Below are 19,519 nucleotides of genomic sequence, written 5' to 3'. Positions count from 1 at the left end.
TTTTAAGTGTTTACGTGATGTAATATCTAGTATTCATCCTCATTCCAGAGGTAGTCATCGTCAGACGGGTAGTCTGGCCATATTTCGTCAATAGAATCATAAGAATCGCCTTCATCTTCCATAGATTGTAAATTTTCTACAACCTCTAGTGGCGCTCCCGTTCTAATTGCATAATCAATCAATTCATCTTTGGTAGCCGGCCAAGGTGCATCGCTTAGGTGAGAGGCTAGTTCTAATGTCCAGTACATAGTTAACGTATTTAATTTTTTTGCAAAAATAAATTTATTAGCGTAATAACCAAGGAAAATATCAATTAATTCAATATTATTTTTAAGAACGTCTGTAATCTCCTTAGATTACGTCACTTATACCCAGTTTTTAAATATCAATTCCTATTTTTCGGGTATCCACTTAACTTCTTCTGCTTGTAGCTGTTTTGTCAAGAAACGTGCCAGTACAAACAGATAGTCAGAAAGACGGTTTAAATATTTTAAGGCGTTATCTTCAAAAGGAACTTGTTGATAAAGAGCAGTTGATAAACGTTCTGCTCTGCGACATACACTGCGTGCAATGTGACAGAATGACACGGTTTGATGTCCCCCTGGAAGAATAAAATGCGTCATAGGTGGCAATTGCTCTTCCATAGCATCCATCTCTGTTTCTAAGAGCGCAATATCTAAATCACTAATTTTTTTTATATCTAATCGTTCTTTGCCATTTTTCAAAATAGCTTTCTCAGGATCTGTAGCTAGTATCGCACCTATAACAAATAGTTTTTCTTGTATTTTAATGAGAATAGCTTTGCTGTGAGTATCTATTTCCTGATCACGAATTAATCCTAAATGTGAATTGAGTTCATCAAGTGTACCATAACTTTCTATGCGAATGTCATGTTTAGAAACACGTGTACCACCAAACAGTGCGGTAGTGCCATTGTCTCCGGTTTTAGTATAAATTTTCAAAACTTGTGATGTTTAGTTTGTAGATAAATCGTCTTCTTCCCGCTCTTTTTTACGGTTAAAGTATTCCGCTCTAAAATTGCGCCTTTTTCGATCGCGCATTTTACGCTGATTGCGCTTGTTGTTTTTTACCACACCCAGAAAGAGAATAGCTAAAACAACTACGATAATTATGGTTTGTAAATTTTCAGGTATAAAATCAAGCATACTTTAAAATTACTTAATTAAAACTGCTTTGGCGAATAGAAAGCTTTGCCATAGTAGTTTCTAATTATTCCATAGCGTGTTTTGCATAACTGCGCCATTTTTCTATACATTCTACCATATCCTGAGGTACGGGGCTATCAAAACTCATCCATTCCCCGGTTTTAGGATGAACAAAACCTAATGTTTTTGCGTGTAAAGCTTGTCGCGGTAATATTTTAAAACAGTTATCTACAAATTGCTTGTATTTAGTAAACGTAGTTCCTTTTAAAATAGCATCACCGCCATAGCGCTCATCATTAAATAGTGTATGCCCTATATATTTCATATGTACACGTATTTGATGCGTACGGCCTGTTTCTAGTTTACAAGATATTTTTGTTACGTAGCCTAAACGTTCTAGAACTTTATAGTGGGTAACCGCTTCTTTACCTTGATCACCTTCAGGATATACAGTATTTTGCATGCGGTTTTTAGGGTGTCTGCCTATGTGACCATCTACAGTACCATTTTCTTCTTCAACATTACCCCATACAATAGCGACATACTCACGCTCGCTACTTTTGTCAAAAAACTGCTTAGCTAAATGGGTCATAGCTTCTTCTGTCTTAGCAACAACAAGAAGTCCGCTTGTGTCTTTGTCTATGCGGTGTACAAGACCGGGTCTGCCGCTACTGTTTTCAGGCAGATTTTCAAAATGATAGATAAGCGCATTTATAAGGGTGCCACTGTAATTACCGTGACCGGGATGTACCACCATTCCTGCCGGTTTGTTTACCACCAGAAGGGTGTCATCTTCATAAACAATATCTAGCGGAATGTCTTCTGGAGTTAATAAAAACTCATAGGGTGGGTGCTCAAACATAACCCGAACCACGTCACCGGCTTTAACTTTGTAATTTTGTTTTACAACAGCACCGTTAACCTGTATGTTTCCGTTTTTTGCTGCTGTTTGAATTTTATTTCGAGTTGCCTTTTCAATAAAATTCATTAAAAATTTATCTACGCGCAGCGGTTCCTGACCTTTGCCTGCAGTAAAATTATAATGTTCGTAAAGTTCGTCTTCCTGTTCGTCTGGCCCTTCGGCATTAAAATCCTGCATCTTCTAGTTCTTCAGCCTCGTTAATTGAATCATCTATATCTACTGAATCTTCAGTAGTCGTATTATAATAATTATCTTTTCCGTTACCAACCACGAGGTCGATAACAGACATTTTGCGCAATTTATCACCTTCTCTCAATGTAGCGCCGTTGTGTCTCAACTCCAGTACTTCATCTTCAGAAATATGATCGCGTAAGTCTATTTTTCCTATTTTAAAACCTAAGGCCAGTAGGGTAGGCTCTACCTGACGTTGTGTTCTGCCCACCAGCGATGGTATTGCAATTTCGCGATATCCCGAAGGATTGAGCACGAGGTAAATTTTTCGGTTTTCTTTTACAAATTTTCCCGCTGCCGGGTTTTGTTCTATCACTGAGTATGTAGGGTAATCAGGATTATAATTAGACGAGTCTATAACCACATAGTTTAGATCTGCATTGTCAAGTTCCTGCTTAACAAGACTGAGTGTCATTTTGCTCAAATCAGGCACCGCAATGCGCTCGTCGTGATTTGTAGAAGAGCTAAGCCAAAAAATAAACCCAAAACCCAGCACAATCAATACGATTACGGCTAACAGTAACTGCATCAAAAATGCTTTGCTAAATATAAATTTTATGAGTCCCATATACATGCGATTTTGCGGCTACAAACTTAGTTTAAAATTGGCTGACCCTCAATTGCAATCATTTTTTTTGCCTAATTATTCTAAAATTAGCGTTCTTTGAGCCCCTATTTCTTATTACTTAACGCAAAGGATTTCTATTTACTATGTCAAAAAAAAATATAGCAGTTATAATGGGTGGTTTTTCAAGCGAGGTTGCCATCTCTATGCTTAGCGGAAACACGGTTTGTAAACATTTGGATACTTATAAATATACGGTTTACCCAATTTCTATTTTAAAAGAGGGCTGGTTTTGTACACATTCAGATCATAAACCTATACCTGTAGATAAAAGTGATTTTTCGTTAACTATCGAAGGCACAAAGATTACTTTTGATTGTGTGTTTAATACCATTCACGGCACTCCTGGAGAAGATGGTATCATACAGGCGTATTTTGATTTAATGCAGATACCTCAGACGGCTTGCGATTATTATGAGGCTGCGCTTACCTTTAATAAGCGCGATTGTGTAAGTGTGTTAAGGGCTTATGGTGTTAAAACAGCAACAAATTATTTTTTAAATAAAGGAGATGCCATTAATCCTGCCGAAATTGTTGCCAGAGTAGGCTTGCCTTGTTTTGTAAAAGCCAATAAGGCGGGGAGCAGTTTTGGTGTTTCTAAGGTGTATGCAGAAGAAGAACTGGAGGCGGCAATTGCAGTTTCTTTTAAAGAAGACGATGAGATTATTATTGAATCGTTTCTTTCGGGCACCGAAGTTTCAGTAGGCGTAATTAATTATCACGGAAAAATACAGGCTTTGCCGGTCACCGAAATTGTAAGCGAGAATGATTTCTTTGATTACGAAGCTAAATACGCCGGAAAGTCTCAGGAAATTACTCCTGCACGAATTTCAACAGAACAAACCGAAGCTGTGCAGCGTGAAGCAGAGAAGGTTTTTAAAGTTTTAAAATTGAAAGGGCTCACTCGAGCTGAATTCATTTTTCATAACGGGGAACCCCATTTCTTAGAAGTAAATACGACTCCGGGGTTAAGTCCCGCGAGTATTATTCCGCAGCAGGCACAAGTAGCAGGTATTAGCCTTTCTGATTTGTTTGATAATGTGATAGCGCAAGCGCTTTTAAAATAAAAAACACGAAATACAAAAAGTATCTTGAACCTTGAAGCATTACTAATTTGTATTTTTAATCTTCAATATTGAATACGTTATTATGAAACGCGCAGTCTTCCCCGGTTCTTTCGATCCGTTAACTTTAGGTCATTTTGATATCATCGAACGTGGTTTGAAGCTGTTTGATGAGATTATATTAGCTATAGGTGTCAATGCAGATAAGAAATATATGTTCACGTTAGAGCAGCGTGAGGCTTTTTTAAAGGACTCGTTTAAAGACGAACCTAAGATTAAAGTAATGACCTATAAAGGGCTTACGGTAGATTTTTGTAATGCGACAGATTCGGGTTTTATCCTTCGTGGACTTAGAAATCCAGGGGATTTTGAATTTGAAAAAGCCATTGCGCATACAAACCGAAAGCTTTCTCAAATCGAAACCGTATTCTTGCTCACCTCTTCAGGTAAGAGTTATATTTCTTCTTCAATAGTTAGAGATGTAATTCGTAATGGCGGTGATTATACCGGTCTGGTACCTGATACGGTGCGGGTTTAAAAACGTGCAACTTTAGCGAGTCATACCGGTCTTTAGTATAGATTTTACTTTATGCTGAAAACCCGTTTATTTATTCTCACTCTTTTTATAGCGCTCAACAGCTATTCTCAAATCACTAGAGGAAAGGTTTATGCAGACAATAGACCTAAAGAAGGTGTTTTGATTATTAATACTACTCAAAATACAATGTCTTCTACTAACGTTAAAGGGGATTTTAGCTTTGCCGCAAATCTAGGAGATTCTCTTGTCTTTAGCGCTTCTTTTTATAAAACTCAACTTATTAAAGTGGAGCACTACCATTTAGAAAAAATCTGGGTGGTAGAGTTACTCGAAAACCGTAACGATTTAGATGAAGTACATTTAACCGGAGCTTCAAAGATTAAAGCCTTTAGTATAGAGGAGTATGATAAAAACTTTAATACGTGGCTTCAGAAAGATATAAAAGAAAATCCATTTGCGTACAGTCCGCAACCATCTGGAGGACTCGATTTATTAGCAATAGGTAAGATGATTTTTAATGGAATTAATCGAACTAAAGAAAAAGAGGCTCTTGATGCAAAAAGATTTAGAACCTTAGAACTTGAGGAATTAATAGTTTTTTTTAAAAGAGATGATTTTTTTAATGAAGATTTGCTGCGTAATCAATTGGCTATTTCTAAAAGCGAAGAAGGCACCTATTTTGATTATTGTCAAAGTCAACAAATAGATTCTCGATTATTACTAAAAAAGAATCAAATTCGATTTTTAGATTATCTTTTAAAACGCAGTGATGAGTACCATAATTTATCACAAGCGGAAACCAATTAGATTAGCTTAACGCTGTAATACCTAAATATGAATAGTAAACAAGTTCTCTTTTTTTGTATTTCACTCTGTGCTGTGGCAGGATATTCTCAAAATACTTCAGGCAAAGTTTACGCAGGAGAAAAGCGGGTTCCAGGTGTTTTGGTAGAAAACAGAACTCAGAATAAAAGTACTGTAACTACAGATGAAGGTGATTTTAGTTTAGCCGCTCGACTCAAAGATTCTCTGGTGTTTAGCGCGCCGTTTATGGAAACTCAGGTTTTTATTGTAGAACCCTATCAGCTTGAAAAACGTTGGGTAGTTGAACTTAAAGAGAATCTAAACGAACTGGAAGAAGTGCGTCTTACGGAAGCGCCAAAAGTTCGGGAGTTTAACTTAAAAGAATACGACAGTATAGTTAATGCAGCCATACAGGCTGATGTTAAGAAATATCCACATTTGTATAAACCACCAAATTATACAAATGGTATGGATTTTATTGCAATAGGTAAAATGTTTTTGAGCTTATTTAAAAAAGACCCTTCAAAACAGAAAAAGGAATACAATCCCATCACTTATGAGCAGTTGCATGTGCTATTTGCCACTAGCGATTATTTTGATCGAAAATTCTTAAATCGCCAGTTAGAAATAGAATCCTACCATCAAAATTTATTTTTTGAATATCTTGATGCTAAGCAGTTGAAAGGTGAACTTTTGCTTCCGGAACATCAACTTGATCTTTTGGATCGTCTTATGGTTTTAAGTACCAGTTTCAAAACTGAACTTAAGAATTTTGAACAGGAAGGTGTTTCTATTCCTGAGAAAAATTAAAGTTCAGTTTTTAATAATCTTAGTTCAGGTTTACATTTAACCCTACATAAAAGTTTATAGGCTCCCCGGGATAATAATAACGCGGTGCAGCACCACCAAATCCTGTGGCATTAGGTAAAATTTGAGCGGCATAATTGGTGTCAAATACATTATTTACACCACTATAAAGTGTTGCTTTAAATTTTTGTGAAAGCTGAAATGCGTAATCTGCTCTTAAATTTACCAGATTATAACTGTCACTATAAATTGTATTTGCATCATTTAATGGGATAGCGCCGGTATATCTATAATTCACATTAAACCGAAGTCCGTTTGCGTGTTGTAAATCTACACCCAGATTAATTATTTTATCGGCCACGCCGGTTAAATCATTACCGCCGTAGTTAATATCATTATCGGTAAATTCATCAAAAGAGTAATCGTTTATTGTAGCCGAGGCATAAGGTCTAAACTCCCAGTTTGCAGCAAGTTGCGTTCTATAATTAATCAGTAATTCTATCCCATTATGATCAGTTTTGCCGGCATTACGTCCAACGTACTGATCATTGCCAACGCGCTCTGCAACCAGTAAATCATTTACCTGTACCGTGTAAAACGCAAGCTCTGTATAGAGTGTTTTATTAAACCACTGTGCTTTTAAACCCAGTTCATAATTAATGCCGGTTTCCGGTTTGATTTCGGGGTTTATAGCGCCTTCGGGAGTGAGTGTTTCGGCAACTGTGGGTAATGAAAAACCTCTGCTTACGGTTGCATATAAAAACTTATCTGTATCCACTTCGTAAGTCAAACCTGCCTGAGGTAAAAACAAGCGCGGGTAGGTATATACTCCAGAATTGTCAATATTGCTTTCGTTGAGGTAATCGTTAAGTACATACCTGCTGTGATTGTAGTTAAGCCCTATATCTGCCTTTAAACGTTCAGAGAATTGAAGACTTATTTGTGCAAAAAGGTTAAGATATTTTCGGTCTTGTTCCTGATTACTAAACAGGTTACCTTGTAAACTTCCGTTTCCGGAATTATCCTGATATAAATTTTCAAAGAGTTTTGCCTGGTAATGCTCGTCAAAATACTCAACTCCAATGCTGCTTTTTGCAGGAATATTAAAAATAGAAAAGGAGGATTGTAAATTGCTACGTATCCCGAAAGCAAAAGAATCTTCATCTAAAATATCAAACGGTCGTGGTTCGTAACCATCTCTGTAGTTGACAAACACATTGGTTGTCCACGAGTTGTGCTCATTAAACTGCCAGTTGTACGAAAGCCCTGCAAGACCCTTATCGTACGATTCAAAACCCTGAGCAGCATTCCACGTAAAAGCTGCTTTTTCGGGATTATTTTTTAAATCTTCCGCGTTAATTGAGCTCGGGATAAAGGCTTTTAAACGCGTATAATTTCCAAAAAACGTTAGTGAACTTTTGGCATTGAGTTCTGTTTTCGCGTATGCGGTATAGGTATTCCTGTTGTAATTACTATTATCTCTAAAGCCTTCTTTTTCAAGATGATTATAACTGATGAAACCTGCAGTTTTATTGTTTGCTAAAGATGTCGTTACTCCGCTTTTAAAAAGGCCAAAAGAGCCACCAAGACCATTAAGCTGAACTGAAGCAGATTCTGGTTTTGGTTTTATTACCGAAATATTGATTGCTCCTCCTAGACCGGCACCATAACTACTGCTTGCGGGACCTTTAATAATTTCGAGACGTTCAATAAGGTTGAGGTCAAGGTCTTCTAACGTAGTTTCTCCCTCACCGGTAGTGAGTGGTATACCTTCTATATAGGCTTTCACCCGGTTTGTAGTATACTGGCTACGCGCACCCAAACCGCGAATACTGATGCGGCTGGTGTTTAAAGCGCCTTGCTGCATTTGAATACCAGGATTCTTATTGATTTCGTTTGCGATAGAGAGTTGGTCACCGCGCTGCAGATCTTCTGCATTAATAACATTTACCGATGCGGGAATGCGCTGCAATTGATCTTGAATAGGGGTAGAAGTGATTACCACTTCCCCCAGAGTGTTACGTACAAAAACAGAATCTGCTGTTGTCTTCACTTGAGCCTGAGCAAAAGTAGAAAGCAACAGCAGAAAAAGAATAGCTATTTTGTTCATAGATTATTTTGCAGAAATCTTCCAGATAATACCACTATCATCATCATTAACAAGTAGTGAACCATCTGGAGTAACTGTAGTTGCTACCGGGCGGCCATATACTTCGTCACCATTTGCATCTGGTATAAAACCGGTTAAGAAATCTTCTGCAGGTTGTGGTTTTCCATTTTCAAAAGGAATAAAAACAACTTTATAGCCTGAAAAAGGATCACGGTTCCAAGATCCATGTTGACCTACAAAAGCTCCGTTTTTATATTTAGCAGGAAATGCATCTGCGGTGTAAAAGGTAAAACCTAAAGAAGCCGTATGTGGTCCTAAAGGTACATCTGGCATAATCGCTTTATCCACTAAATCCTGATGCGGATCATCTGCCCAGCGTGGATCTTTAATTTGACCGTAGTAGCTATAGGGCCAGCCATACCAGCCGCCTTTTTGAACGCTTGTTGCATAATCTGGTACCAGGTTGTTTCCTAATTCGTCACGCTCATTTACCGCAGTCCATAAATCACCAGTAACCGGATTCCAGTCCATACCCACCGGGTTTCTAAGTCCCGAAGCATATACGATTTCACCGCTTCCGTCTAGATTTACCTCAAGAATATTAGCGCGGCGCTCTTCTTTTTCCATCCCCTGATCTCCCACATTACTTGCAGAACCTACAGAGATGTAAATTTTATCTTTAGCAGCGTTTGTGATGATATTACGCGTCCAATGGTTGTTATAGCCACTTGCAGAAAGGGCAACAATTTTCTCACCTTTACCTTCTAGTTTAGTTTGTCCTTCTTTATAAGGGAAACGATATAAACCATCTGTATTAGCAATGTAGAAGTAGTTGTTTACAACCAGCATACCAAAGTTTTGATTTAAGCCATCTTTAAATACAAAACGCTTATCTACTTCGCCATCCTGATCTGTATCTCTCAACAGCGTAATTTGATTTGCGCTATCACGGGTATTTGCTTCAGCGACAAAAATATCATTATTAGGTGCGATATACGTCCATCGTGGGTGCTTTAAAGAGTCGGCAAAACGCGTAACGGTAAAACCTTCTGGTGCCACGGGTGTTTTACCTTCTGGCCAACCTATAACCTTACTGTTTTTAGATACAGATTCTGAAGAAAAAGGAGCTACAAGGTCTAAAGGACCTGCTGCAGTTTGTACGGTTGTAATTCCCGCATCTGCAAGCTCTTCTTTTTCTGCATCCGGTACAGATTTTTCATTTTTGCACGCTGAAAGTAGTAGTAGACCTACTGTTGCATATAGATATGTTTTCATAAAATCATTTTCAACGAAAATAGTATTTAAATAATTCCTCAATCCCTTATAGCAGCGGATTAATAAAAATTTAACGGGTCTCAAGGCAATATATCGTTTGAGTTTAATTTAAAGTAACGTATACAATGCTTAAAGTGCTGTTTTTTAATAATTTATCTTACTGAACTACAGGTGTCTTGTCCTTTTAATTAAAAAGATTATTTTTGCCAACTTATTATGAAAATTACCATTCATTTTATCGCAGTTACTCCGCCTTGATTTACAGCCTTTAAATCAATGTTTAACACTCAATTCTTATACGATTCTAATAAATTGAATGGTTTGAAAATTTGAGACCCAATCCTAATTCCTAATCAGCCAGTAATCCTGCAGTTTATCAATACTAATTATGAAAAAAGTACTCAACTTATTTGATTTAACTCAAAAAGTAAATTATAAAACCGAAGTATTAGCAGGTTTGACTGTTGCAATGACGATGATTCCAGAATCGTTATCTTTTGCAATACTGGCAGGTTTTCCACCTTTAATGGGGCTATATGCTTCTTTTATTGCGGGTTTAGTAACGGCAATTTTTGGAGGAAGACCAGGAATGATTTCGGGTGGAGCGGGAGCAACCGTTATTACACTTATTGCATTAATGAATTCTAATGGGCTGGAGTATGTATTAGCTGCTGTAGCGCTTGCCGGTGTCATTCAAATTTTAATCGGTCTTTTTAAACTGGGTAAGTTTATACGACTGGTACCGCACCCGGTAATGTTTGGCTTTGTAAACGGTCTTGCGATTGTAATTTTTATGTCACAGATAAAGCAATTTAAAGTATTAGTGGGCGGCGAGTATGAGTGGCTAACAGGTACCCCGTTATTGATTATGGCCGGTCTGGTAGCTCTTACTATAGGTATTGTTGTGTTTTTACCAAAATTGACTAAAGCCGTGCCTTCTTCTCTAGTAGCTATTATAGTAGTTTTTGTTTTAGTTTATTTCTTAGGAATAGATACGAAGACTGTAAAAGATATTGCTTCGATAAGCGGTGGTTTTCCTCCGTTTCATATTCCTAACATTCCTATAAGTTATGAGACTTTAAAAATAATAGCGCCCTATTCGTTAATAATGGCAGCTGTGGGACTAACAGAAGGTTTATTAACCTTAAACCTTGTTGATGAAATTACTGAAACTAAAGGTAACGGAAACAGAGAGTGTATTGCTCAGGGAGGTGCAAATATGCTTAATGGCTTTTTCTTTGGGATGGGTGGTTGCCCAATGATCGCACAAACTTTGGTGAATCTATCTGCCGGCTCTAGAGCACGCCTCTCTGGTATAATTGCTGCACTAACAATTTTGGTAATTATCTTATTTGGAGCTCCTGTAATAGAGCAGGTGCCTATGGCTGCATTAGTAGGAGTTATGATTATGGTTGCGATAGGAACCTTTGAGTGGGTGAGCCTAAAGATTTTTAATAAAGTGCCTAAGAAAGATATTTTTCTAGTTATTATCGTTGCGGTTATAACTGTAGTACTACACAATCTGGCACTAGCGGTTTTAGTAGGGGTGATTCTTTCGGCTTTGTTTTTTGCATGGGAAAGTGCAAAACGTATTCGAGCCAGAAAGTTTGTTGACGAAGATGGGATTAAGCATTATGAGATATTTGGTCCCTTGTTTTTTGCCTCTACGACTAATTTTATTGAAAAGTTTGATGTTGTAAATGACCCCGAAGTGGTGATAATCGACTTTAAAGAAAGCCGTGTTTCTGATATGTCTGCTATTGAGGCTCTAAATGTAATTACCCAGCGCTATCATAAAGTAGGAAAGAAGGTGCATTTACGGTATTTGAGTAATGACTGTATTCGCCTACTAAAAAATGCAGAAGCGATAATAGATGTCAATATTATGGAGGATCCAACTTATAGACTTGTAGAAGATAAAAAGAGCTAGTTTAAGAGTTTTATAATTATTTGGGCGTGTCCCTATGGGTCGGGCTATACGCTGCAATTCCTTGGCTGCGTTGTCACTTGCCTGTGGGATTTACGCTGCTCTCCCTCAAGCGAATATTCTAGTCATTCTTTTTATAATTTTTTGGGCGTGTCCCTTCAGGTCGGGCTATACACTGCAATTCCTTGGCTGCGTTCTCACGTGCCTGCGAGATTTACGCTGCTATCCCTCACGCAACTATTCTGGTCATTTTTTTTATTATTTTTTGGGCGTGTCCTTTCAGGTCGGGCTATGCGCTGCAATTCCTCGGCTGCGTTATCACTTGCCTGTGGGATTTATGCTGCTATCCCTCACGCGAATATTCTAGTCATTCTTTTTATAATTTTTTGGGCGTGTCCCTTCGGGTCGGGCTATACGCTATAATTCCTCGGCTGCGTTATCACTTGCCCGTGGGATTTACGCTGCTATCCCTCACGCAAATATCCTGGTCATTCTTTTTATAATTTTTTAGGCTTGTCCCTTAGGGTCTGCAATTCCTCGGCTGTGTTATCACGTGCCTGCGGGATTTACGCTGCTATACCTTAAACGATTACGCTCTGAAAAGTTAATTGAAGTATTAGAAATAAACCTTTTAAAAAATAGTAAACAAAAAAAGCCGATCTAATACGTTAGATCGGCTTTTATAGGTAGAAGTTTTAATTACTTCTTATTTTGTTGGTCTTTGATGGTTTTCTTATCAAAGTCCACTTTATTTGTATTTACGTTTCTATCTCCCGTAGGATTCGTTGGGTTTTTCTGGTCTACTTTACTATCAAATTTCTTGTCCATAATATATCTTATTTTAATTTATTTAAAGTTACACAGTGATGTTGTTAATTAGTGGTAACAACATCCTAAAACAAGGTTAATATAAAGACAGCGAAGTGATTAATATCAAAAACTAATAACCTAAGCTCTTATGGTTTTGATAAAATTAGATATTCCCGAAATTCCATTTTTAGTTAAGTCGGTGATAAATGCCGAACCTATAATCGCTCCTTTTGCTGATTTTGTAGCTGCTTTAAAGGTTTCTTCATCTTTAATTCCAAAACCTACAATTTGTGGGTTGCTGAGTGAAAGCCCTGAGATACGCTCAAAATAATCGGTTTGAACACTGCCAAACCCCGAGGTTTTGCCGGTTGTACTTGCGCTACTTACCATATAAATAAAACCATCACTAGCAGCGTCAATTTGTCTTATACGCTCGTCAGTCGTTTGAGGCGTAATTAAAAAAACCATTTTAAGGTCGTATTTCTTGAAGATCGCCTGGTAATGCTCCTGATATTCCGCAAGTGGAAGATCTGGCATTATAAGACCGTCAATACCTATTGCTGCACACTCTTTGCAAAACTTCTCAACCCCATATTGCAGCATCGGGTTAAAATAGCCCATTACGATTAGCGGAATATCTACGGTTTTCCTGATGTCTTTAATCTGCTCAAATAGTTTTGCGGTAGTCATTCCGTTTTTCAAGGCAGCTGTAGAACTTTCCTGTATGGTAGGACCGTCTGCTAAAGGGTCGCTAAACGGAAGTCCGATCTCAATCATATCTACACCGGCTTTTACCAGTTCTTCAATCACAGGCACGGTATCTTCTAATTTAGGGTAACCCGCAGTAAAATATATAGACAGAAGCTCTTTGTCTTCCTGTAGGCGTTTGTTTATTCTGTTCATGGTTTGTATTTTTTTAAGTCATTTCTAAACTTCGGCTTTTGCTCAAGATTAGCTTTGTTAGAAATCTTTATGTTTTAGGACTTGCGTTAGGGATTGAGGCTTTTTTGGAGCTCTTTTTTATGTGCTTTTTAACCACATAAAAAAAGCGACTGCCAAAAGCCCGACCCAGCTCCTGAGAGCAGGGGAACGCCCTTATGCTAAATCAAAATATTCGATATAGGTGTTGAGGTCTTTATCACCACGACCACTCAAATTAATCACAATCACATCATCTTTTTTAAATTTGCGATCGTTAAAAATTGCCAGTGCGTGCGAGGTTTCAATTGCCGGGATAATACCTTCTAGTTTACTCAGTTCTAGACCAGCTTCCATCGCATCTGCATCAGTAACGCTTATAAATTCGCCTCTTCCACTTCTAAATAAATTTGCGTGCATAGGGCCAACTCCGGGATAATCTAGTCCGGCAGAAATAGAGTACGGCTCTGTAATCTGGCCGTCTGCAGTTTGCATCAATAAGGTTTTGCTTCCGTGGATGATACCTTCTTTACCTAATGCTGAGGTTGCAGCGCTTTCTCCACTATGAATACCTTTTCCGGCAGCTTCTACAGCAATAATGCCTACTTCAGGATTGTCTAAATAATGGTAATAAATACCTGCAGCATTACTACCGCCACCTACGCAAGCCACCACATAATCCGGGTTTTCGCGACCTTCTTTTTCTAATAACTGTTTTTTTACTTCTGCCGAAATCACACTTTGAAAACGAGCAACCATATCAGGATATGGGTGAGGTCCCACCACGCTACCTATGATATAATGCGTATCTGTAGGGTTATTAATCCAGTCTCGTATAGCCTCATTCGTAGCATCTTTAAGCGTTTTACTGCCCGATTCTGCCGATACCACTTTGGCGCCCAGCATTTTCATACGGGCAACATTAGGAGCTTGCCTTTTAATGTCAACAGCACCCATATATACAATACATTCAAAACCCATAAGCGCACAAACAGTAGCCGTTGCCACACCGTGTTGCCCAGCTCCGGTTTCTGCTATAATACGGGTTTTTCCTAAGCGTTTAGCCATTAGAATCTGCCCAATCGTATTGTTAACTTTATGTGCTCCCGTATGGCATAAATCTTCCCGTTTTAAGTAGATTTTTGTACCGTATTTTTCTGAAAAGCGCTTTGCAAAATAAAGCGGGGTAGGGCGACCTACATATTCTTTCAGCAGCTCATTAAACTCTTTTTGAAATTCTGGCTCCTGCATTACGTTTATGTAATTCTGGCGCAATTCTTCTACATTAGGATACAGCATTTCTGGGATGTATGCACCTCCAAAATCACCGTAATAGCCTTTTTCATTTACGTTGTAATTCATAGCACTATTTTTTTATTACGCCTTTCGATTATCGTTTAGGATAAACCAAGGCGGAGTCGTTTATTGTTTAATTATTTTTTTAAAGCTGAAACTAAGTTCTTCAAATCTTCAATATTTTTTAATCCCGGTTCTAGTTCAAACTTGCTATTTACATCTATCGCATACAGCGGAAGATTTAATTGCAGGAACTCTTTTACCGAGCTAATTTCTGCTAAGCCAATACCGCCACTTAAAATAAAGGGTTTTTGTGATGGGTATTTTTTTAAAACTTCCCAATCAAATGTATAGCCGTTTCCACCTTTTTCTTTGCCTTTAGTGTCAAATAGAAACATATCAACTACGTCCTCATAATCTTCTAATACGGAAAAGTCAAACGTATCTTTTATGCTAAAAACTTTCCAAAGTTCGATTAGATTCTGCGTAGGTACTTCAAATGCAGACGGTGTAGTTTTTTTTTCCGAATCTCTACTGCGCTCGATCTGACAGAGTTTTTTCAGTTGCAGGCAATATTCTGGTGATTCGCTGCCGTGCAATTGAATAGCGTCTAAATCGAACTGCTGTATTTTTTCTAAGACAAAATTAAGTTCTGCATTCACAAAAACGCCCACTTTTTTGATGGCAGCAGGTAATTTGGGTATTTTGTTCAAGTCAAAGTTGCGCGGACTTTTAGCATAAAATATAAAACCTAAATAGTCGGGTTTGAGCGCTGCCACCTCAGTGGTGTTGGCTTTCATTCCACAGACTTTAAGCCGCAGCGCGGCAGGCTTAGTGGAAGAGGGAACTTTATTTTGATATGTACTTTTTTCCTTAGACATATATTTATATTCCCCCTTTGGGGGTTAGGGGGCTTAGTTCTTTGATAAAAGCCTCCGCGCTGCGGCCGGGATTATCTGTTTTCATAAAGTTTTCTCCTATTAAAAAACCTTTATATCCATAAGGTTTCAATTCGTTTATAGCTTCGATGCTGCTAATTCCACTTTCAGAAACCTTTACAAAATCATCAGGAATTTCTGTAGAAAGGGTTTTACTGATGTCCAGACTTACCTCGAATGTTTTGAGATTTCGGTTATTTACGCCCAGCATATCAAGTGAGGGCATAATCGATTTTTGCAACTCTTCCAGATTGTGTACTTCTAACAGCACATCAAGGCCTAAGGACTTTGCAAATTCAGAAAGCGATTTAATTTCGCTTTGCGAAAGCACCGCGGCAATTAAGAGAATCACATCTGCACCATAGGCTTTGGCTTCTAAAATCTGATATTCATCAACGATAAATTCTTTTCTCAAAAGCGGAAACGAACTTGCAGCTCGTGCGATTAGTAAATCATCTAGCGAGCCGCCAAAATATTTTCCATCTGTTAAAACACTCATCCCACATACACCTGCCTGCTCATAACCCATCGCGACATCCTGTACATTTAAACTATTATTGATAGTTGCTTTACTGGGAGAACGTCTTTTATGTTCGGCAATAATACCGGTTTCACTAGCTTTTAAAGCAGCTGCAAGCGAAGGGCTTTTACGCTCAAAGAGTACCGACTGTTCTAATTGTTTTACCGGAATTAATCCTTTTCTTAAGGCTACTTCCTTGTATTTATCTGCAATGATTTTATCTAGAATATTCACGTAATCTATTGTTATTTCAATTCTTATTTTTATTCATAGCCAACTTCTCTAAATTTTTTCGCATAGCGAAAAATAAAAAGGTTCCCCCTTTGGGGGCTAGGGGGCTTTGCTCAATTCTATTAGTTTATTCAGTTTTTCTAAAGCTTTTCCGCCTAAGAGCGATTCTTTTGCCAGCTCAAAACCTGCTTTTGGTTCGAGGTTTCTCACGGTAGCAATGGCCATTCCTGCATTTGCCGATACCACATTAATCTGTGCTTCGGTACCTTTACCGCTTATAACTTTTTTAAAAATAGCTGCCGAAGATTCAATACTATCACCTCCGTAGATTTCTTGTTGGGTGATTTGTTTCACCCCAAAATCTTCAGCACTAAGCATACGTTCGCTTGAGTTGCGTATTGCTTTGGTATTGCCTGTAAGTGAAATCTCATCGTAGCCGTCTATACTGTGCAGAATCGTAAAATTCTTAGTGGTTTGCTGGTATAAGTAACCGTACATTCTGGCCAATTCCAGATTGAAAACGCCTACCAGTTGATTGTCTGGAAAAGCAGGATTTACCATAGGACCCAGCATATTGAAAAAGGTTTTAACACCCAGTTCACGACGTATAGGACCTACGTTTTTCATCGCGGGGTGAAATAGGGGAGCGTGCAATACACAAATACCCGCCTCGTCAAGACAGCGTTTTAAAAAGTCTTTATCACTACTAAATTTAATGCCCAGATGTTCCATCACGTTGCTGCTTCCGCTTACAGAGGAAACTCCGTAATTACCGTGTTTGGTCACATTAATCCCTGCGCCTGCCGCAACAAAGGAAGCAAGTGTAGAAATATTAAAGGTGTCTTTACCATCGCCACCCGTACCACATAAATCAATTGCATTGTAGCCTTCAAAAGGTACAGCAATACACAAATCTAAAAGGGCGTCTCTAAAGCCGGCAAGCTCTGCTACGGTAATGCTACGCATCATATAAACGGTTATGAATGCTGCAATCTGACTCGTATTATACTTACCTTCAGATATGTTTACCAGAACCTCACGCGCCTCTTCTTTACTCAGCTGATCGTGATTTATAAGTCTGTTTAAAATAGTTTTCATTGTCCCCCTCTTGCTCCCCCAAAGGGGGAGAATTAATATTTGAATTTAGGTAAAAGAAACCCTGTTCCCTTTTGGGGGTTAGGGGGCTGTTACCCAATTTTTAATCATTTTCTTGCCTTCTGGTGTCAATACAGACTCCGGATGAAATTGTACACCACGCACATCAAAAGTTCTATGACGTAGCGACATAATCTGCCCATTTACATCTACAGAAGTAATCTCTAACTCTTCCGGAAAACCTTCAGGAGCAACCACCCACGAGTGGTATCTTCCTATTTCAAAAGTTTCAGGAATATCTTTAAAAAGAGGTTCGTCTGCCACCAGTTGTTTTGCTGATGTGGCTACCCCGTGAAAAACCTGATCCAGGTTGGTAAGGCTTCCGCCGAAAACTTCACCTATAGCCTGTTGCCCCAGACAAACGCCCAGCATGCTTTTACTAGCCGCATATTCTTTAATTATAGCTTTTAAAAGTCCGGCTTCATCGGGAATACCGGGACCTGGTGAAAGCAGTATTTTATCGTAGCGTGCAACATCTTCTAACTTTAATTGATCATTGCGTCTAACAGTAACTGTGCAGTCTAAATCTTCTAAATAATGCACCAGATTGTAAACAAAACTGTCGTAATTATCGATGACTAAAACGTGTATTGGCTTCGCCATTATTTTTATGTATTGATACTAATTAATCTTTACTCTTAGGTTTAAATTTCTTCAGCAAGTTTAAGTGCTTTAGTAAGTGCACCCAGCTTGTTGTAGACTTCTTCCAATTCTTTTTCAGGAACACTGTCACTTACGACACCGGCACCGGCCTGATAGTGTAATTGGTGATTTTTACTTAAGAACGAACGTATGATAATTGCGTGGTTAAAGTTTCCGTTAAAATCCATAAAACCTATAGCGCCACCGTAAAAGTCACGGTTTACCGTCTCGTATTTTTCAAGCAGCTTCATTGCATTGTGTTTAGGAGCACCACTTAAGGTACCTGCCGGAAAGGTGTCTGCAACCACGCGCATAGTTGAAGTTTCGGGATGTTTTGTACCGGTTACTTTACTAACCAGGTGAATCACGTGCGAGAAAAACTGAACTTCGCGATAGGTCTCTACCTGTACATTGCTGCCATTACGGCTTAGATCGTTACGCGCCAGATCTACGAGCATTACGTGCTCGCTATTTTCTTTTGCATCTTCAGATAGTTTTTTGGCTAAAGCGGCATCCTGCTCATCATTACCGGTGCGTTTAAATGTACCTGCAATGGGGTGAATTTCGGCTTTACCGTCCTGCACAATAAGTTGGGCTTCGGGTGAACTGCCAAATATTTTAAAATTACCGTAATCAAAATAGAACAAATACGGTGAAGGGTTTACGCTGCGCAAGCTTCGGTATACATTAAATTCGTCTCCACTAAATGCCTGCGAAAAACGCTTTGAAGGTACAATCTGAAAAACATCACCTCGTTGACAATGCTTTTTACACGTACTCACTAAGTCTTTAAATTCTTCATCTGTAGAAAGCGATTTACGCTCGCCCTCAAGTTTAAAACTATATTCAGCGAAACTCTTTATTTTAAGTAATTGAGCGATTTCGTCCAGATTATTCTCGTCGGAATAGGTGTGCGAAAAAATATGCGCTTCATTGTTGAAGTGATTTATGGCAATTATGTTTTGATAAACCGCATAGTAAATATCAGGAACCTGTAAGGCGCCTTCTTTTTTAGAAACCTGTACATTTTCAAAATAGCGCACCGCATCATAACTCATATAGCCAAAAAGCCCGTTCTGAATAAATTTCTGATCATTCGTTTCTGTTTCAAACTTCTTAGCAAAAGCTTCGATAATACCTACCACATCGGTTTCTGATGTGATGGGTGTTTCGTTTGTAGTTCCGTCAGGAAAAACTTCTTTGACCCGTTCATTTTCCACCGTTATGGATGCAATAGGCTTGCAACAGATATAGCTAAAGGTATTGTCGTTTGCACGATAATCACTACTCTCCAGCAATAGGCTGTTGGGGAATTTATCGCGTAATCTTAAATACACCGAAACCGGAGTAATAGTGTCTGCGAGTATTTTTTTACTAAAAGTCTTTAACGTGTACTTCATTTTTAAGATACTATGCTACTAACAAAAAAGGCCTGTCGTGAGACAGGCCTTTTTTTATTTGAATATTAAATACAAGGTTGCTTCACGACGTTACTGTTGCGAGATCCACCACCAGGTATTTACTGTTTTGTTTTTCATAA

Annotated in this window: 20 protein-coding genes; 5 read left to right on the top strand and 15 right to left on the bottom strand. The window is 38.4% G+C overall.

What is annotated here, in order from left to right; translation table 11 throughout:
• Positions 1-26: 26 nt before the first annotated feature.
• From ACIGAM_RS16675 to ACIGAM_RS16655, 5 genes are all read right to left on the bottom strand, one after another.
• The gene (locus ACIGAM_RS16675; RefSeq protein ID WP_028374482.1) at positions 27-248 is read right to left on the bottom strand and encodes a DUF2795 domain-containing protein; all 222 of its coding nucleotides are present in this window, start codon (positions 246-248) and stop codon (positions 27-29) included.
• Positions 249-392: 144 nt separating this feature from the next.
• Positions 393-962 (bottom strand): cob(I)yrinic acid a,c-diamide adenosyltransferase, encoded by a 570-nt coding sequence (locus ACIGAM_RS16670; RefSeq protein WP_396512612.1) that lies wholly within the window; start codon positions 960-962, stop codon positions 393-395.
• A gap of 12 nt (positions 963-974) precedes the next feature.
• Positions 975-1,166, bottom strand: coding sequence for a hypothetical protein (locus tag ACIGAM_RS16665; protein WP_396512611.1), 192 nt, complete (start codon positions 1,164-1,166; stop codon positions 975-977).
• Positions 1,167-1,230: 64 nt separating this feature from the next.
• Entirely contained in the window at positions 1,231-2,265 is a 1,035-nt protein-coding gene (locus ACIGAM_RS16660; RefSeq protein ID WP_396512610.1) for an RluA family pseudouridine synthase, read from the bottom strand.
• Positions 2,252-2,887 carry a PASTA domain-containing protein gene (locus ACIGAM_RS16655; protein ID WP_396512609.1) on the bottom strand — a complete coding sequence of 212 codons (636 nt, stop codon included), beginning with the start codon at positions 2,885-2,887 and terminating at the stop codon, positions 2,252-2,254. The genes ACIGAM_RS16660 and ACIGAM_RS16655 overlap by 14 nt, the downstream gene beginning before the upstream one ends.
• A 143-nt stretch (positions 2,888-3,030) precedes the next feature.
• On the opposite strand from ACIGAM_RS16655, the gene ACIGAM_RS16650 reads away from it, so the two are divergent.
• The 4 genes from ACIGAM_RS16650 to ACIGAM_RS16635 all read left to right on the top strand — a co-directional run bounded on the left by ACIGAM_RS16650 (position 3,031) and on the right by ACIGAM_RS16635 (position 6,160).
• Positions 3,031-4,011 (top strand): D-alanine--D-alanine ligase, encoded by a 981-nt coding sequence (locus ACIGAM_RS16650; protein ID WP_396512608.1) that lies wholly within the window; start codon positions 3,031-3,033, stop codon positions 4,009-4,011.
• An 82-nt stretch (positions 4,012-4,093) separates the two neighbouring features.
• Positions 4,094-4,546 (top strand): pantetheine-phosphate adenylyltransferase, encoded by a 453-nt coding sequence (gene coaD / locus ACIGAM_RS16645; protein WP_396512607.1) that lies wholly within the window; start codon positions 4,094-4,096, stop codon positions 4,544-4,546.
• 51 nt (positions 4,547-4,597) lie between these two features.
• On the top strand, positions 4,598-5,353 hold the full coding sequence (locus ACIGAM_RS16640) for a hypothetical protein (RefSeq protein ID WP_396512606.1): 756 nt from the start codon (positions 4,598-4,600) through the stop codon (positions 5,351-5,353).
• A 27-nt stretch (positions 5,354-5,380) separates the two neighbouring features.
• A complete protein-coding gene (locus ACIGAM_RS16635; protein WP_396512605.1) occupies positions 5,381-6,160 on the top strand; it encodes a hypothetical protein in 780 nt (259 codons plus the stop codon).
• A gap of 19 nt (positions 6,161-6,179) precedes the next feature.
• On the opposite strand, the gene ACIGAM_RS16630 is transcribed toward ACIGAM_RS16635, so the two are convergent.
• Together ACIGAM_RS16630 and ACIGAM_RS16625 are read right to left on the bottom strand one after the other, a co-directional pair.
• Complete coding sequence (locus ACIGAM_RS16630) at positions 6,180-8,267, bottom strand: TonB-dependent receptor family protein (protein WP_396512604.1); 2,088 nt, start codon at positions 8,265-8,267, stop codon at positions 6,180-6,182.
• Between the two features lie 3 nt (positions 8,268-8,270).
• Positions 8,271-9,542 carry a PQQ-dependent sugar dehydrogenase gene (locus tag ACIGAM_RS16625; RefSeq protein ID WP_396512603.1) on the bottom strand — a complete coding sequence of 424 codons (1,272 nt, stop codon included), beginning with the start codon at positions 9,540-9,542 and terminating at the stop codon, positions 8,271-8,273.
• A 388-nt stretch (positions 9,543-9,930) separates the two neighbouring features.
• Between ACIGAM_RS16625 and ACIGAM_RS16620 the strand changes: the two genes are divergently transcribed.
• A complete protein-coding gene (locus ACIGAM_RS16620) occupies positions 9,931-11,472 on the top strand; it encodes a SulP family inorganic anion transporter (RefSeq protein WP_396512602.1) in 1,542 nt (513 codons plus the stop codon).
• A 696-nt stretch (positions 11,473-12,168) separates the two neighbouring features.
• Here ACIGAM_RS16620 and ACIGAM_RS16615 read toward each other — a convergent pair.
• The 8 genes from ACIGAM_RS16615 to ACIGAM_RS16580 all read right to left on the bottom strand — a co-directional run bounded on the left by ACIGAM_RS16615 (position 12,169) and on the right by ACIGAM_RS16580 (position 19,379).
• Positions 12,169-12,297, bottom strand: coding sequence for a hypothetical protein (locus tag ACIGAM_RS16615; protein ID WP_262490346.1), 129 nt, complete (start codon positions 12,295-12,297; stop codon positions 12,169-12,171).
• A 120-nt stretch (positions 12,298-12,417) separates the two neighbouring features.
• Positions 12,418-13,182, bottom strand: a complete 765-nt coding sequence (trpA, locus tag ACIGAM_RS16610; RefSeq protein WP_396512601.1) for a tryptophan synthase subunit alpha — start codon at positions 13,180-13,182, stop codon at positions 12,418-12,420.
• A gap of 192 nt (positions 13,183-13,374) precedes the next feature.
• Positions 13,375-14,559 carry a tryptophan synthase subunit beta gene (gene trpB, locus ACIGAM_RS16605; protein ID WP_396512600.1) on the bottom strand — a complete coding sequence of 395 codons (1,185 nt, stop codon included), beginning with the start codon at positions 14,557-14,559 and terminating at the stop codon, positions 13,375-13,377.
• Positions 14,560-14,630: 71 nt separating this feature from the next.
• The gene (locus tag ACIGAM_RS16600; protein WP_396512599.1) at positions 14,631-15,374 is read right to left on the bottom strand and encodes a phosphoribosylanthranilate isomerase; all 744 of its coding nucleotides are present in this window, start codon (positions 15,372-15,374) and stop codon (positions 14,631-14,633) included.
• 4 nt (positions 15,375-15,378) lie between these two features.
• Complete coding sequence (gene trpC, locus ACIGAM_RS16595; protein ID WP_396512598.1) at positions 15,379-16,185, bottom strand: indole-3-glycerol phosphate synthase TrpC; 807 nt, start codon at positions 16,183-16,185, stop codon at positions 15,379-15,381.
• 96 nt (positions 16,186-16,281) lie between these two features.
• Positions 16,282-17,280, bottom strand: a complete 999-nt coding sequence (gene trpD, locus ACIGAM_RS16590) for an anthranilate phosphoribosyltransferase (RefSeq protein ID WP_396512597.1) — start codon at positions 17,278-17,280, stop codon at positions 16,282-16,284.
• A gap of 78 nt (positions 17,281-17,358) precedes the next feature.
• Positions 17,359-17,940: an anthranilate synthase component II gene (locus ACIGAM_RS16585; RefSeq protein ID WP_396512596.1), complete on the bottom strand. Its 582-nt coding sequence runs from the start codon at positions 17,938-17,940 to the stop codon at positions 17,359-17,361.
• A 41-nt stretch (positions 17,941-17,981) separates the two neighbouring features.
• Positions 17,982-19,379, bottom strand: coding sequence for an anthranilate synthase component I family protein (locus tag ACIGAM_RS16580; protein ID WP_396512595.1), 1,398 nt, complete (start codon positions 19,377-19,379; stop codon positions 17,982-17,984).
• Between the last annotated feature and the right edge of the window lie 140 nt (positions 19,380-19,519).

The sequence above is a fragment of the Leeuwenhoekiella sp. NPDC079379 genome (assembly GCF_044542075.1).
In the GTDB taxonomy this organism is placed as follows: Bacteria; Bacteroidota; Bacteroidia; order Flavobacteriales; family Flavobacteriaceae; genus Leeuwenhoekiella.
This window is presented reverse-complemented; position numbering and strand designations above follow the sequence as displayed.